The following is a 13,119-nucleotide window of genomic DNA, read 5'->3' on the forward strand; positions in this document are numbered from 1 at the left end:
TCCATTGTAGCGGATTCGCCGCCTGCCTTGCCTGGCGATTCCTCCCGTGCTCAACCAGGCACGGCCACTGCCTGGCTCGTCCATTGCGCATGTTCGCTGATGACGAAGGTGCCCTTGCCCGCCTGCTTCGCCGCGTACATCGCCTTGTCGGCATCGGCCAGCAAGGCGGCGGCACCGGCCTCGAGCCCCCGGCGGCCGCGCGCCGCGGCGATGCCGATACTGGCCGAAATCGATACCGGGTTGCCGTCGGCTTCCGGGATGCCCTCGATCTGCTCGAGCACCGGGCGCGCGATGCGCAGGGCGCCCTCGCGCGCACCGACGCCTTCGAGCATGACGACGAATTCGTCGCCGCCGAGTCTCGCCAGCACGTCCTCGGCGCGCAGCACTTTCTGCACCCGGCGCGCCACCAGTTGCAGCACCAGGTCGCCGGTGGCATGGCCCCAGGTGTCGTTGACGCCTTTGAAACCGTCGAGGTCGATGAACATCGCCACTACCACGCTGTCGCGCCGCGCCGCGCGCACCAGCGCCAGCTCCAGCAGGCGCGTCAGCTGGCCATAATTCACCAGTCCGGTCAGGCTGTCGTGCTGGGCCAGGCGCGCCAGCTTGGCCGTTTGCTCCTCGAGCTCGGCGGTACGCTCGGCCACGCGGTGTTCGAGGGTGTCGTTGGCCGCCTGCAGGCGGTGGTTGACGTCGTTGATGATGCGGTAGCTGCGGCGCAGGCGCCAGCCGACCCAGGCGAGCAGGCCCAGCAGCAGGATCGAATAGGCGAACAGGAAGCCGCGGTAGCGCTGGCGCTCGAGCACCTCGACCTGGAACGAGCGGTCCAGTTCGCGTCCGAGGCGGGTCATCGCCTCGCCAGTGCCGAGCGCGGCGATCTGCGCCTCGACCTCGTTCTCGCGCGGGCGGTTGGCCAGGATGGTGCGGGTGTCGCGCGCCGGGGCGTCGATCTGGTTCGCCACCGCCAGCGAAAAGCGTCCTTTTTGCGCTTCGACCCGGGCCAGGTTGCCTTCGATGCGCTGGGCCAGCGCGGGGGACGGCGCCAGGTTGTAGCGCAGCGTGTCGGCCAGCAGGTCGTTCAGCAACGCGTCCAGGCGCACGACGACGCGGCCCGGCGCCAGCGCGCCCTCGATGCCGCCGAGTTCCGTCTTGAGGTCGACCAGCGCCGGCGGCAACGACAGCAAAGGCCGCGCGCAGCGGCGGGTTCAGCACGCGAAAGCGCGCCGCCAGTTCGGCCTTGGCGCGCAGCGATTCGCTCAAGGCCGCATGCGCATGGCGCGCGGCGCGCCCGCGGGTCATGGGCAGGGCTTCGGCCAGGCGGGCGCTCAGTTCGTTCATTTGCGCGACGGGGCGACCAGGCGGGCATCGGCCATGCCGCTGCCGATGTGGGCGCGCAGCAGATTGGCATCCCATTCGGCGTCGAGCTGCTGCAGTTCGTGCAGGTCGAACATGACACGGTTCTGGGTGTCGACGTCGACGCCGGTCGTGCGGGTGTAGAGAAAGGCGAGCAGGCCCACCAGGGCCAGCGCCGCCGCCACGCCCCAGCGCAGGCGTTGCCGTGGGTTCATTCGCTCGAGGCTGCGTATCCCCACCGCAAACCACCTGTCCATCCGCTGCCACATTCTGCTCATAGTCCAATGAGCATAACAAAACCGCCGCGCGCTTCGCGCACGCGGTACTTCTTGTAACAATTAATTTACATTGGTGCAAGTGCGGCTGGCCTTGGCGCGCAGTCTTGTCAGGATCAAGCCTGCGGCCAGAGCCGCGCGAAGATCCAGGCGTTCATCGCCGCATTGAAGGCGGCATGCGCGACGATCGCCGGCAGCAGCGAGCCCGATGCGCGCCGCAGCCACGCAAAACCCAGCGCCAGCAGGAACATCTGGCCAACCCAGAGCGCGGCCGAGGCGCCCTGCAGCACGGGGCCGGCCGCGCTCAGAACGATGCCGTGGTGGCACAGGTGAACGATGGCGAAGAGCGCAGCTTCGAGCAGGGTGGCGCGCCTGGCGCCGTGGCGGTCTTCCAGCACCTTCTGCAGGAAGCCGCGATAAAAGATCTCTTCGCCAATCGGGCTGAACAGGCAGGCGGCGATGGTGAAGGTCAGGTGCAGGCGCAGGGGGCTCCAGCCACTTGTCGGCTGCAGCTGGTAATTGTGCGCGATGCTGACAAAGGGGTGGCCGGGCCCGGCACCGTAGAGCATCGACCCCAGCCAGAAGCAGGCGCTCGCGGCCAGGACGCCCAGCAGCAATCCAGGCAGCAGCCAGCCCGGGTGGCGGGGACGGCACAGGCCGATCTGGCGGCGGCTGGCGCGGTCGAGGACGATCCGGGCAGCGCCGCCATCGCGATGCACATCACCATGAAGAGGGCGCGCCAGGCGGCCGGGCCGAACATCGCCGCAGCGCGGGCCGCGGTGGAGGCGAGTACGAACGCCGTTGTCAGCCCGACGATGCCGAAGGGGACGCTGCGCCAGCCGGGCTTGACCTCGATCGGATGCATGTTCCTGCCCTGATGCGTTAAAAACTTGACTATACGAAAGACCGGAGACGGCGTCCAGCCACGGCGCATAAGGGGGCGGCGCCGCTGCTATTCGATGCTGCCGGCGCCGGTGGTGCTGTAGACCCAGCGCGAGACGGCGTTCACGCGTTCGCGGTGCACCGCTTCCGGGATGCGCTCCCTGTTCTCGGCATGGCGCGCCGCGACTTCGCCGGCGTTGACGGCGCGCGCCGCAGCAAGCGCGCCGAGCAGGTAGGGCCGCTGCGGATACGGCGCGCTGCGCATGGCGTGGGTCTCATCGCCGCGTCCGCGCGCATCGCACTCGGCCGCCAGCAGCATGTCGGCAAAGCGCTCGGGTTTACGGAAGGCGTCGCAGCGCTCGAACAGGGTGACGATGGTGTTTGGACGCAGCTCGCGCGCGCGGCTGACGTTGCCGTGTTCGCGCGCGGTGATCAAGGCCAGGTCGCGGCAATCGTTGGGCACCTTCAGGCGCCGGCAGACGGCAGTGATGAGTCTGGCGCCCATGCCCTCGTGGCCATGGTGAGCCGGCCAGTTGTCGGACGGTGTGATGCCCTTGCCGAGGTCGTGCATGAGCGCGGCGAAGCGCACCGCCAGCGTGTGGCCCTGTTCGGCCGCGTAATCGATCACCAGCATCATGTGGACACCCGTGTCCACTTCCGGATGGTGCTTCGGCGGCTGCGGCACGCCCCATAAGGCGTCGAGCTCGGGCAGGATGCGCGCCAGCGCGCCGCAGTCGCGCAGCACGGCCAGCATCCGCGACGGACGCCCTTCCATCAGGCCACGTGCAAGCTCCTGCCAGACGCGCTCGGGCACGAGGGCATCGACTTCGCCCGCTTCGACCATCTGCCGCATCAAGGCGAGGGTGTCATCGGCGACGCGAAAGTCGGGGAAACGCGCGGCAAAACGGGCCAGGCGCAGGATGCGCACCGGGTCTTCGGCGAAGGCGTCCGACACATGGCGGAACACGCGCGCTGCGAGGTCGCGCTGGCCGCCATACGGGTCGACGATGGTGCCGTCCTCGCCGCGCGCCATCGCATTGATGGTCAGGTCGCGCCGTATCAGGTCCTGTTCCAGCGTGACGTCGGGCGCGGTGTGGAAGACGAAGCCGTGGTAGCCCGCCGCGGTCTTGCGTTCGGTGCGCGCGAGCGCGTATTCCTCCTGCGTGTCCGGGTGCAGAAACACGGGAAAATCCTTGCCGACCGGGCGGAAGCCCGCGGACAGCATCTGATCGGGCGTGGCGCCGACGACGACGTGGTCGCGGTCCTGGACCGGCAGCCCGAGTAGCTCGTCGCGCACGGCGCCGCCGACGACGTAACTGCGCATCGCCATCAGCCCGGCAGTTCGCTGTCGTGCAGCGGCGTCGCGTCGGTCTCCGCCATCGCCTCTTCCACCCAGCGCGCCACCGCCGGATGGGCCAGCATGCGGTCGCAATAGGCCTGCAGCGCCGGCGCCAGCGCCACGCCGTAGGTCCTGAAGCGCATCACGACCGGTGCATAAAAGGCGTCGGCGATGGAAAAATCGCCGAACAGGAAGCCGCGGTGGCCGAAGCGCGCCAGGCACTCTTCCCAGATCTCGCAGATGCGGCCGATGTCGGCCTGGGCGCCGGGCGTGCGTCCGCGGCCCGGCAGGCGTGCCTGGATGTTCATCGACATGTCGTTGCGCAGGGCCCCGAAGCCCGAGTGCATCTCGGCGACCACGGAACGTGCCAGCGCGCGCGCGGCCACGTCCTGCGGCCACAGGTGTTTATCCGGGAACTGTTCGGCCAGGTATTCGCAGATGGCGAGACTGTCCCAGACCGTCATCTCGCCGGCCAGCAGCACCGGCACCCGGCCCGCGTGCGAATAGCGCGCGATGTTGGCGGCGGTGTCGGGCTGGTCGAGCAGCACGCGCACTTCGGTGAACGGAATGTTGAAGGCAACGGCCGCCACCCAGGGCCGCATCGACCACGACGAGACATTCTTGTTGCCGATGACGAGCGTGAGGCCGGGCTTGCGCGCCTGTTCCAGCGTGTTCGAGAGGGTCGGGTCGAGTTCCGTGGTCTGCATGGCTTTCCTGGTTGAGATGCCGCCCGCGCGCTGGGGGCGCGGGCCGGCCGGTTAAGGTAAAACAGCAAATGGGGAGCAGAAGCTCAGCGCCCGGCGCGGGTGCGCAGGCGATCGAGCGGTTCGCCCTGCGCCAGGTAATGCGGCGCCACCGCTTCCAGCGGGGTGAGCTTGATTCCCAGCGAGGCCGCTGTCAAGTCCCCGATGGCGGGGTCGAGCACGTTGTCGACCTTCATCGAGTCGAGGTTGTCGCGCGTGAGCAGCGGTTCTCCCGGCAGCAGCTCGAAGAGGGCCGCCTGCAGGCGCGCCAGCGGCGGCGGCAGCTCGACGACCTTGCGTTCGCAGCCCGCATAGCGCCCGGCCAGGCGCACGAGTTCAGCCAGCGTGTAGATGTTCGGCCCGCCCAGCTGGTAGACCGGTGGCGCGTGTGGTCGTCGCGCAAGGCGTGCAGGAAGGCCGTGGTGACGTCCCCACGTACACCGGCTGGAATACCGCCGAGGCACCCGCCAGCGGCACGACCGGCAGGTGGCGCTGGAGTTTGGCGAACATCGTCAGGAAATGGTCCCCGGGCCGAACACGACCGAGGGCCGGAAGATCGTCGCGGCCACCTCCGGGCGGCTGCGCGCGGCCAGTTCGCCGTCGGCCTTGGAGCGCGCGTACATCGACGGCCCCTGCGCGTTCGCCCCCAGCGCGCTCATGTGCAGGTAGCGCGGCACGCCGGCCGCGAAGCAGGCATCGACGATGCGCCGCGGCAGGTCGACGTGGGCGCGCCGGAATTCGGCGCCATAGGGCTGGCCGCGGCCGCCGTGCAGCACGCCGACCAGGTTGATCGCGGCCGTGCGCCCGGCCAGCAGGGTGCGCAGCGTGGCGCCGTCGTGAATGTCGGCTTCGACCACGTCGACCCCTGGCAGCATCGTGAGGTGGCGCACGCGCGCCTCGTGGCGCGTCGGCACCGGGGGTGGGAATACCCTCCTGCGCCAGCAGCGCCACCAGGTGGCCGCCGATGAAACCGGAACCGCCGAATACCACCACTTGCGGATCACGCATGGGTTCCTCGCCAGGGTCGACAATGGAAAATCAAGGCAGGCCGCTGCTGGCGCCGCGCGGCGCGATCGTGCCCGTGCGCGCCTTGAGCGATTGCGGCCGCCGTTCGAACAGTGCAGCGTAGTTGGTAGCGTTCGACATCACATTGCGTACATAGGTTCGGGTTTCCGAATACGGGATCGATTCGACGAACACCGCCCCTTCCATCGGCGCTTCGAGCAGGCCGCGCCAGGTGCGCGAGCGGGACCGGGCCGGCGTTGTAGGCGGCGGTGGCCAGCACCTGCGAGCCGCCGGCGTTTTCCAGCACCATGTTCATGTAATTGGTGCCGAGGGTGATGTTGGTGCGCACGTCATGCAGCATGCTGTGGACGAAGTCGCCCAGGCCGATTTTCGCTGCCACCCACTTGCCGGTGGCCGGCATCACCTGCATCAGGCCGGCCGCGCCGACGCCCGAGCGGGCTTCGCTGATGAAGCGCGATTCCTGGCGGATCAGGCCGTAGACCCAGGCCGCATCGAGCGACAGGTTGCGCGCGGTCGGCTGCAGGATCTCGTTGTGCGGCGCCGGGAAACGCTGGCTGTAGTCGAATTCAGTGCGCGTGCGCAGCGAAGTTTCGACCATCCGCTCGAGCAGCTCGTTGCGGCGCGCGTACTCGGCCGCGGCCAGCAGCTGGCGCTCGGACAGCGAACGCAGGGCCCAGTTCCACTCGCGGTTGCCTTCGGGGCGCAGCCGCAGCTGGTAGAACTTCATGGCCTGGCGCATGGCCGGCAGCGCTGCGACCGCATTGATTTCGGCCTGGGTGGGCGGCGCGGCGGCCGGGGGAATCGTCACCAGCTCGCCCAGCTCTTCCATCGCCAGCTGGCCATAAAAATTGTTCTGGGTGGCGACGCGACGGAACAAAGCCTCGCCCTCCCTCGCGCCGCCCTTGCGCCACGTGGGCGCGCCCGAGCCAGTAGACCCAGCCGGACTCGTCGCGCAATGGCGTCGGCATCGATTCGATCGTGGCCGCCACGGTACGCCAGTCGCCGCGGCGCAGCGCCATGCGGGTTTTCCATTCGCGCTGGAAGTTCGTCAGCGGCGCGCCTTCGGCCCGCTGCCAGTAATCGTGGGCTTCGGGAGAAAGCGTGATCGAGGCGGCCAGCGCCACGTTGGCCCAGCCGATCGCGCGTTCCTCGGCCGTGAGCTTGTCGCTGTTCTTGTTGAGGGCGACGCTGGCCAGCCTGAGGCTGGTACGGGCCATGCGGCCGAGCGCGACCAGGTAGATTTCGCGCTCGGCGCGCGTGGTGCCGATGCCGCGCGCCATCGCCACCGCCGGCACGTCGACGGCCTGGGCCGCGCGGGTGTCGGAGGCGCCCAGCAACAGGGCAATGCGGCGCGACGGCCCGGTGGCGCCCATCTCGCCGGCCAGGCGCAGTTGCGCCAGTAATTCTTCCCGGCTGAGCTGGCCCGTTTGCGCCAGCTGCGCCATCAGGGCGGCGCAGGCTTCACCATAGGCCGGTGGATTGACCAGCAAGCCGCGCGCTTCAGGCGCGACGCGCTCGCCGCGCATGGCACGCGCCAGCAAGGCATAGCAGCGTACCTGCAGGTCGTCGCCGCGGTTGACGAGCGCCAGCTCGCGCTCGAAATTGCTCCAGTCGCGCTGGCGGCCCAGTTCGAGCAACCAGTCAAGGCGCAGGCGTTCCGCCACCGCGCTGCCCTCGTGGCGGCGCAGCAGCGCGCGGATTTCCTCGGCGCCGGCCTCGCGCAGGCGCGGTTTGAGACGATAATAGTCGACATACGCGGCCAGCACGTAATTCGGCAGGCGCGATGCCAGCGCGTTGGCGCGGGCGCTGTCGTTCTGGCGCGCGGCTTCGCGCAACAGCAGGAAGTTGTCGTCGTCGGCGCTGGAGGCATTCATCGCGGGCGGCAGGCCGGGCGCGGCAGGCACCGTGGCGGCACCGGGTACGGGCGGAATGGTCGACGGAGCGGTGGCGGCCGGCGCGGCAGGCCGGAAGACAGGCGCCGGCGGTGGTGCCTCGGCCAGGACAGCGGCGTTGGAAGCAGCCAGGACTGCGCCGGCGAATAATTTCCACGGAAACTTCAACACAGCAATTACACCCTTCATTGGATCATGACCGGCGAATCAAGAATACCATGCGCATCCGTTGCGCAACCGTGGCAGGCCTCTGGCGTAGCGGGGCTCCCGGACGGCGCGCCGGAAGCGCCATCCACCCATAGCGTCGCACAGGCAGGCCCCGCGCAATCGCGCGATCAGCAGGGTAAAGGCGGCGATGGTGCAGGAACGCAACAACTTCACGACAGCGCAGCGGCACAGGACGCGAAAGCGGCCAAGGCGGCACTGCGCAAAGCGCTCAAGGCAGGCCGCGCCGCGCTCGACGACGCGGATAAAGCCGCACACGATGCCCGCATCGGCGCGCAGGTGCTGGCCTGGTGGCGCCGCACCCGTCCGCCGCTATTGGCCGTCTACTGGCCCCTGAGCGGCGAGCCGGACTTGATGGAAGCTTACCGGGCGCTGGCAGCCGAGGGCGCCGCGTTGGCGCTGCCGGTGGTGGTGGAGCGCCATGCGCCGCTGGCGTTTGCCGAATGGCTCCCCGGGGAAGCGATGGCGCTCGATCCGCTCGGGGTGACGGTGCCGGCGCAGCTGCGCCTTGTCGCGCGTCCACCGGCGCTGCTGGTGCCCTGCCTCGGCTACAACGAACACGGCTACCGGCTCGGCTATGGCGGCGGCTTCTATGACCGCACGCTGGCGGGCGGCGTTCGTCCGGCAACGCTGGGCGTGGCCTATGCTTGCCAGCTGGCGGCATTCGATGCCGACGTCCACGATGTGCCGCTCGACCTGATCGTCACCGAGGATAGCGCGCTCGAATGACAGGATGATGAAGGCGTAAAAAAAACCGGCAACGCGTTTGCGCTGCCGGTTTTTCCATGCCCGCGCCTGCTTTAGCGGCTGGCGAGGCGCTGCCAGATCGCCGTGGTGGCGGCGGCCTGGTTCATGCTGTAGAAGTGCAGGCCCGGCGCGCCGCCGGCCATCAGGCGCTCGCACAGGTTCGTGACCACGTCGAGACCGAATGCCTTGATCGATGCGCTGTCGTCGCCGAAACTGGCCAGTTTCAGGCGTACCCAGCGCGGAATCTCGGCGCCGCACATGTCGGAAAAGCGCGACAACTGCATGTAGTTGGTGATCGGCATGATGCCGGCGACGACAGGCACGTCGATGCCGAGCTTGCGCGCATTGTCGACGAACTGGAAATAGGCGTCGGCGTTATAGAAATACTGGGTGATGGCGCCATTCGCGCCGGCCCCGATCTTGCGCGCGAAGTTCTGCAAGTCGTCCTGGGGCGACCGGGCTTGCGGGTGCATTTCCGGATACGCCGCCACTTCGATATGGAACCAGTCGCCGGTTTCACCCCGGATGAACTCGACCAGTTCATTCGCGTAGCGCAGCTCGCCCGCCCCGCCATAGCCGCTTGGCAAATCGCCGCGCAGGGCCACCAGGCGGCGGATGCCCTTGTCCTGGAACTGCTTCAGGATGGTGCGGATGGAATCGCGCGTGGCACCGATGCAGGACAGGTGGGGAGCGGCCAGGTGGCCGTCGGCCATGATGTCGAGCACCGTGTCGAGCGTGCCCTGCTGGGTGGAGCCGCCGGCGCCGAAGGTGACCGAAAAATATTTCGGATTCAGTTCCGCCAGTTGGCGCCGGGTGGCGCGCAGCTTGTCCGCGCCCTCGGGCGTTTTCGGCGGAAAAAACTCGATGCTGAAATTATGCGTGTCCATCGTCTTTGAGGAGCAAGGTGGAAAGCGCCCACGAAATCACGCTGTACAGGATCGCCGCCAGGAAGGCTGACCAGAAACCATCGACATGGAAGCCATCGATCCAGCTCGCCACCACCCAGAACAGGACGGCATTGATGACCAGGATGAACAGCCCCATCGACAGCAGCGTGACAGGCAAGGTCAACAATACCAGCAGGGGCCGGATCAGCGTATTGACCAGGCCCAGCACGAGTGCCGCGACCAGGGCGGTGACGAGGTTGTCGACGACGACGGAATGCATCAGGTAAGGCAGGGCCATCAGCGCGGCGGCGTTGATCAGCCAGGTCAGGAGCAGGCGCATGTGCAGCTTTCGTGTGCGTTTTCTTGTTGTTGGGTACGGTCAGGGCGCACGCGGCGCCCTGCCGTGCTGGCGATGAGTTGCCGAAGGCGTCCCCGGCAGCGGCGAAGCCGGCCGGGGACGCGCTAAGTACTCGACCGGAAATTAACGTGAATTTTGACAAACAGAACCGGACGTGCCGGTTCGGATGCGGTGCAAGGCGGCGAGCGCGCCAAGGCGGCGCGCCGCAGTGCGAGCACTGCCCCGCAAGCGGACGCGAGCCAACGCAGCAACGCGCCGGTTCTGGCAGCCAAAAACACGTTTATTTCTCGGCGAGTACTTACACCTTACCGATCAATAACGGTAGTGATCCGGCTTGTACGGACCTTCCTGCTTCACCGAGATGTAGGCAGCCTGTTCTTCGGTCAGGGTGGTCAGTTGCGCGTTCAGCTTCTTCAGCTGCAGGCGTGCAACCTTTTCGTCCAGGTGCTTTGGCAGCGTGTAGACGCCGACCGGGTACTGCTCGGTATTGGCGAACAGTTCGATCTGGGCGATGGTCTGGTTCGCGAACGACGAGCTCATCACGTACGACGGGTGGCCGGTACCGCAGCCGAGGTTCACCAGGCGGCCTTCGGCCAGCAGGATGATGCGGCGGCCCGACGGGAAGATCACGTGGTCGACTTGCGGCTTGATGTTTTCCCACTCGTACTTCTTGAGCGCCGCGACTTCGATTTCGTTGTCGAAGTGACCGATGTTGCAGACAATCGCCTGGTCCTTCATCTTGAGCATGTGCTCTTCGGTGATGACATGGTAGTTGCCGGTGCAGGTGACGAAAATGTCGCCGTGTTCGGCAGCATAGTCCATCGTCACGACGCGGTAGCCTTCCATCGCGGCCTGCAGCGCGCAGATCGGGTCGATTTCGGTGACCCAGACTTGCGCCGACAGGGCGCGCATCGCTTGCGCCGAACCTTTACCGACGTCACCGTAACCGGCGATGACGGCGACTTTGCCGGCGATCATGACGTCAGTGGCGCGCTTGATGCCGTCGACCAGCGACTCGCGGCAACCGTACAGGTTGTCGAACTTCGACTTGGTGACGGAATCATTGACGTTGATTGCCGGGAAGGCGAGTTTGCCTTCCTGGTGCATCTGGTACAGGCGGTGCACGCCGGTGGTGGTTTCCTCGGTCACGCCCTTGATACATGGCAGGCGCTTCGAGTACCACTGCGGGTCGGTCGCGAGGCGGCCCTTGATGGCATTGAACAGGCAGATTTCTTCTTCCGAACCCGGGTTGGCCAGGACGGAGATATCCTTCTCGGCGCGCGTGCCCAGGTGCAGCAGCAGCGTGGCATCGCCGCCATCGTCGAGGATCATGTTGGCGTGCTTGTCGCCCGGCCATTCGAAGATGCGGTGGGTGTATTCCCAGTATTCGTCCAGCGTTTCGCCCTTGATGGCGAACACCGGCGTACCGACCGAAGCGATGGCGGCGGCGGCGTGGTCCTGGGTCGAATAGATGTTGCACGAGGCCCAGCGCACTTGCGCGCCGAGGGCTTCCAGCGTGCGGATCAGCACGGCGGTCTGGATGGTCATGTGCAGCGAACCGGCAATGCGCGCGCCCTTCAGGGGCTGGGTGGCGGCATATTCTTCGCGGATTGCCATCAGGCCCGGCATCTCGGTTTCGGCGATGCGGATTTCCTTCTCGCCCCAGGAGGCCAGGGAGATGTCGGCAACGAGGAAGTCTTGGGTTTGTTTCAGTACGGCGCTCATCACGCCCTCCTTTCAATTGAAAAAAGTAACGTGAGCGCGGTTGCTGGATATCCGAGCCTGGCGAAAAGGAATCTTTTCGTCGCAACGCTCCTCGGAACGGGGTAGTTTAGCACGTCTGCGCGGCGGTGTTGGTCGCCGGGTCTTTTCACGATGCGGTGGTGTGTGCGCTTGCAACAAAGCTTCAACGGCCACGCATCGTAGGGTGGGCTCCGCCCACGCGGTATGGACGCATGCATACCGCCAGTGTCGCAGCGCAAGAAACCTCAAGCATTGAGTTCGACATCAGGAATGCCGTGATCGCTGCTTCGATCACTATCCCGATAGTCATCGGCCGCATACCCGCGTGGGCGGAGCCCACCCTACAACTGCGAGCATCGACCCTCGTGGCCAATGCCCACTTTTACTACATTACGACAGGCCCGCTTCGGCGCGCAGCAGCGCGGCCTTGTCGGTGCGCTCCCACGTAAACTCCGGCTCTTCGCGGCCGAAGTGGCCGTAGGCGGCCGACTTGGCGTAGATCGGCCGCAGCAGGTCGAGCATCTGGACGATGCCTTTCGGGCGCAGGTCGAAATGTTCCATCACCAGCTGGGCGATTTTCTCGTCGGAGATGACGCCGGTGCCTTCGGTATAGACCGTGATGTTGATCGGACGCGCGACGCCGATGGCATAGCTGACCTGCACCTGGCACTGGCGCGCCAGGCCGGCAGCGACGATGTTCTTGGCGACATAGCGTGCGGCATAGGCGGCCGAACGGTCTACCTTGGAAGGGTCCTTGCCCGAGAAGGCGCCGCCGCCGTGCGGGGCTGCGCCGCCGTAGGTATCGACGATGATCTTGCGGCCGGTCAGGCCGCAGTCGCCCTGCGGGCCGCCGATGACGAAGCGGCCGGTCGGGTTGACCAGGTATTTCGTGTTCTGCAGCCATTCGCGCGGCAGCACCGGCTTGATGATTTCCTCGATCACCGCTTCCTCGATCTGCGAGTGCGAGACGTCCGGATGGTGCTGGGTCGAGAGCACGACGGTATCGACCGAGACCGGGCGGCCGTCGACATAGCGCAGCGTGACCTGGCTCTTCGCGTCCGGACGCAGCCACGCCAGGCGGCCATCCTTGCGCAGTTGCGACTGGCGCTCGACGAGGCGGTGCGCGTAGTGGATGGCGGCCGGCATCAGCTCGGCGGTTTCGTCGCAGGCATAGCCGAACATCAGGCCCTGGTCGCCCGCGCCCTGGTCGAGGTCGAGGCCGGCGCCTTCGTCGACGCCTTGCGCGATGTCCGGCGACTGCTTGTCGTAGCAGACCATGACGGCGCAACCTTTGTAGTCGATGCCGAAATCGGTGTTGTCGTAGCCGATGCGCTTGATGGTGTTGCGTGCGACGCCGATATAATCGACGTTGGCGTGGGTCGTGATCTCGCCGGCGAGGACGACCAGACCGGTGTTGCACAGCGTTTCAGCGGCAACACGGGCACGCGGGTCTTGCTCGAGGATGGCGTCGAGGATCGCGTCCGAGATCTGGTCGGCGACCTTGTCGGGATGGCCTTCCGAAACGGATTCGGAAGTAAAGAGGTAATCGTTGGACATGAAGGCTCCAGTTACTGTTCAAAAATAGCCGCAGCAACCTTGCCTGCGACGCTTTAGCGACATTTATATTCCGCTTCGCAAGTTGTCTATTAACT

General features: G+C 66.7%; 12 protein-coding genes, 1 pseudogene and 1 riboswitch. Of the genes and pseudogenes, 2 read left to right on the forward strand and 11 right to left on the reverse strand.

What is annotated here, in order from left to right; translation table 11 throughout:
• Positions 1–50: 50 nt before the first annotated feature.
• The 3 genes from G4G31_RS02680 to G4G31_RS02685 form a co-directional block, all read right to left on the reverse strand.
• Positions 51–1,181, reverse strand: a complete 1,131-nt coding sequence (locus G4G31_RS02680) for a diguanylate cyclase (RefSeq protein WP_229425297.1) — start codon at positions 1,179–1,181, stop codon at positions 51–53.
• A gap of 150 nt (positions 1,182–1,331) precedes the next feature.
• On the reverse strand, positions 1,332–1,565 hold the full coding sequence (locus G4G31_RS24990; protein WP_229425298.1) for a hypothetical protein: 234 nt from the start codon (positions 1,563–1,565) through the stop codon (positions 1,332–1,334).
• Between the two features lie 176 nt (positions 1,566–1,741).
• Complete coding sequence (locus G4G31_RS02685) at positions 1,742–2,344, reverse strand: CPBP family intramembrane glutamic endopeptidase (protein ID WP_182990186.1); 603 nt, start codon at positions 2,342–2,344, stop codon at positions 1,742–1,744.
• 6 nt (positions 2,345–2,350) lie between these two features.
• On the opposite strand from G4G31_RS02685, the gene G4G31_RS02690 reads away from it, so the two are divergent.
• The gene (locus G4G31_RS02690; RefSeq protein WP_182990187.1) at positions 2,351–2,503 is read left to right on the forward strand and encodes a hypothetical protein; all 153 of its coding nucleotides are present in this window, start codon (positions 2,351–2,353) and stop codon (positions 2,501–2,503) included.
• 74 nt (positions 2,504–2,577) lie between these two features.
• On the opposite strand, the gene G4G31_RS02695 is transcribed toward G4G31_RS02690, so the two are convergent.
• The 4 genes and pseudogenes from G4G31_RS02695 to G4G31_RS25005 form a co-directional block, all read right to left on the reverse strand.
• Complete coding sequence (locus tag G4G31_RS02695; RefSeq protein WP_182991655.1) at positions 2,578–3,831, reverse strand: multifunctional CCA addition/repair protein; 1,254 nt, start codon at positions 3,829–3,831, stop codon at positions 2,578–2,580.
• A 5-nt stretch (positions 3,832–3,836) separates the two neighbouring features.
• Complete coding sequence (locus G4G31_RS02700; RefSeq protein WP_182990188.1) at positions 3,837–4,553, reverse strand: glutathione S-transferase family protein; 717 nt, start codon at positions 4,551–4,553, stop codon at positions 3,837–3,839.
• A gap of 83 nt (positions 4,554–4,636) precedes the next feature.
• Positions 4,637–5,597: pseudogene (locus G4G31_RS28820) on the reverse strand (complex I NDUFA9 subunit family protein).
• A complete protein-coding gene (locus G4G31_RS25005; RefSeq protein ID WP_229425301.1) occupies positions 5,590–6,342 on the reverse strand; it encodes a transglycosylase SLT domain-containing protein in 753 nt (250 codons plus the stop codon). The pseudogene G4G31_RS28820 and the gene G4G31_RS25005 overlap by 8 nt, the downstream one beginning before the upstream one ends.
• Before the next feature lie 1,360 nt (positions 6,343–7,702).
• On the opposite strand from G4G31_RS25005, the gene G4G31_RS02715 reads away from it, so the two are divergent.
• The gene (locus G4G31_RS02715) at positions 7,703–8,461 is read left to right on the forward strand and encodes a 5-formyltetrahydrofolate cyclo-ligase (protein WP_182990189.1); all 759 of its coding nucleotides are present in this window, start codon (positions 7,703–7,705) and stop codon (positions 8,459–8,461) included.
• A 71-nt stretch (positions 8,462–8,532) separates the two neighbouring features.
• Here G4G31_RS02715 and metF read toward each other — a convergent pair whose 3' ends face one another.
• From metF to metK, 4 genes are all read right to left on the reverse strand, one after another.
• Positions 8,533–9,366, reverse strand: a complete 834-nt coding sequence (gene metF / locus G4G31_RS02720) for a methylenetetrahydrofolate reductase [NAD(P)H] (protein WP_182990190.1) — start codon at positions 9,364–9,366, stop codon at positions 8,533–8,535.
• Positions 9,353–9,706 carry a phage holin family protein gene (locus tag G4G31_RS02725; protein WP_182990191.1) on the reverse strand — a complete coding sequence of 118 codons (354 nt, stop codon included), beginning with the start codon at positions 9,704–9,706 and terminating at the stop codon, positions 9,353–9,355. Before G4G31_RS02725 ends, metF begins: the two co-directional genes overlap by 14 nt.
• Positions 9,707–10,036: 330 nt before the next feature.
• Entirely contained in the window at positions 10,037–11,449 is a 1,413-nt protein-coding gene (gene ahcY / locus G4G31_RS02730; RefSeq protein WP_182990192.1) for an adenosylhomocysteinase, read from the reverse strand.
• 25 nt (positions 11,450–11,474) lie between these two features.
• Positions 11,475–11,548: riboswitch (S-adenosyl-L-homocysteine riboswitch) on the reverse strand.
• Between the two features lie 309 nt (positions 11,549–11,857).
• On the reverse strand, positions 11,858–13,024 hold the full coding sequence (gene metK / locus G4G31_RS02735) for a methionine adenosyltransferase (RefSeq protein ID WP_182990193.1): 1,167 nt from the start codon (positions 13,022–13,024) through the stop codon (positions 11,858–11,860).
• Positions 13,025–13,119 lie beyond the last annotated feature (95 nt).

The sequence above is a fragment of the Massilia sp. Se16.2.3 genome, assembly GCF_014171595.1.
In the GTDB taxonomy this organism is placed as follows: domain Bacteria; phylum Pseudomonadota; class Gammaproteobacteria; order Burkholderiales; family Burkholderiaceae_D; genus Telluria.

Bases quoted from the DNA above. Each gene is read 5' to 3' on its own strand.
- ahcY (WP_182990192.1), bottom strand. From the start codon at position 11,449: ATGAGCGCCGTACTGAAACAAACCCAAGACTTCCTCGTTGCCGACATC.
- G4G31_RS02690 (WP_182990187.1), top strand. From the start codon at position 2,351: ATGAAGAGGGCGCGCCAGGCGGCCGGGCCGAACATCGCCGCAGCGCGG.
- G4G31_RS02725 (WP_182990191.1), bottom strand. From the start codon at position 9,706: ATGCGCCTGCTCCTGACCTGGCTGATCAACGCCGCCGCGCTGATGGCC.
- metK (WP_182990193.1), bottom strand. From the start codon at position 13,024: ATGTCCAACGATTACCTCTTTACTTCCGAATCCGTTTCGGAAGGCCAT.
- G4G31_RS24990 (WP_229425298.1), bottom strand. From the start codon at position 1,565: ATGAACCCACGGCAACGCCTGCGCTGGGGCGTGGCGGCGGCGCTGGCC.
- G4G31_RS25005 (WP_229425301.1), bottom strand. From the start codon at position 6,342: ATGAAGTTCTACCAGCTGCGGCTGCGCCCCGAAGGCAACCGCGAGTGG.
- G4G31_RS02700 (WP_182990188.1), bottom strand. From the start codon at position 4,553: ATGCAGACCACGGAACTCGACCCGACCCTCTCGAACACGCTGGAACAG.
- G4G31_RS02695 (WP_182991655.1), bottom strand. From the start codon at position 3,831: ATGCGCAGTTACGTCGTCGGCGGCGCCGTGCGCGACGAGCTACTCGGG.
- G4G31_RS02715 (WP_182990189.1), top strand. From the start codon at position 7,703: ATGACCGGCGAATCAAGAATACCATGCGCATCCGTTGCGCAACCGTGG.
- metF (WP_182990190.1), bottom strand. From the start codon at position 9,366: ATGGACACGCATAATTTCAGCATCGAGTTTTTTCCGCCGAAAACGCCC.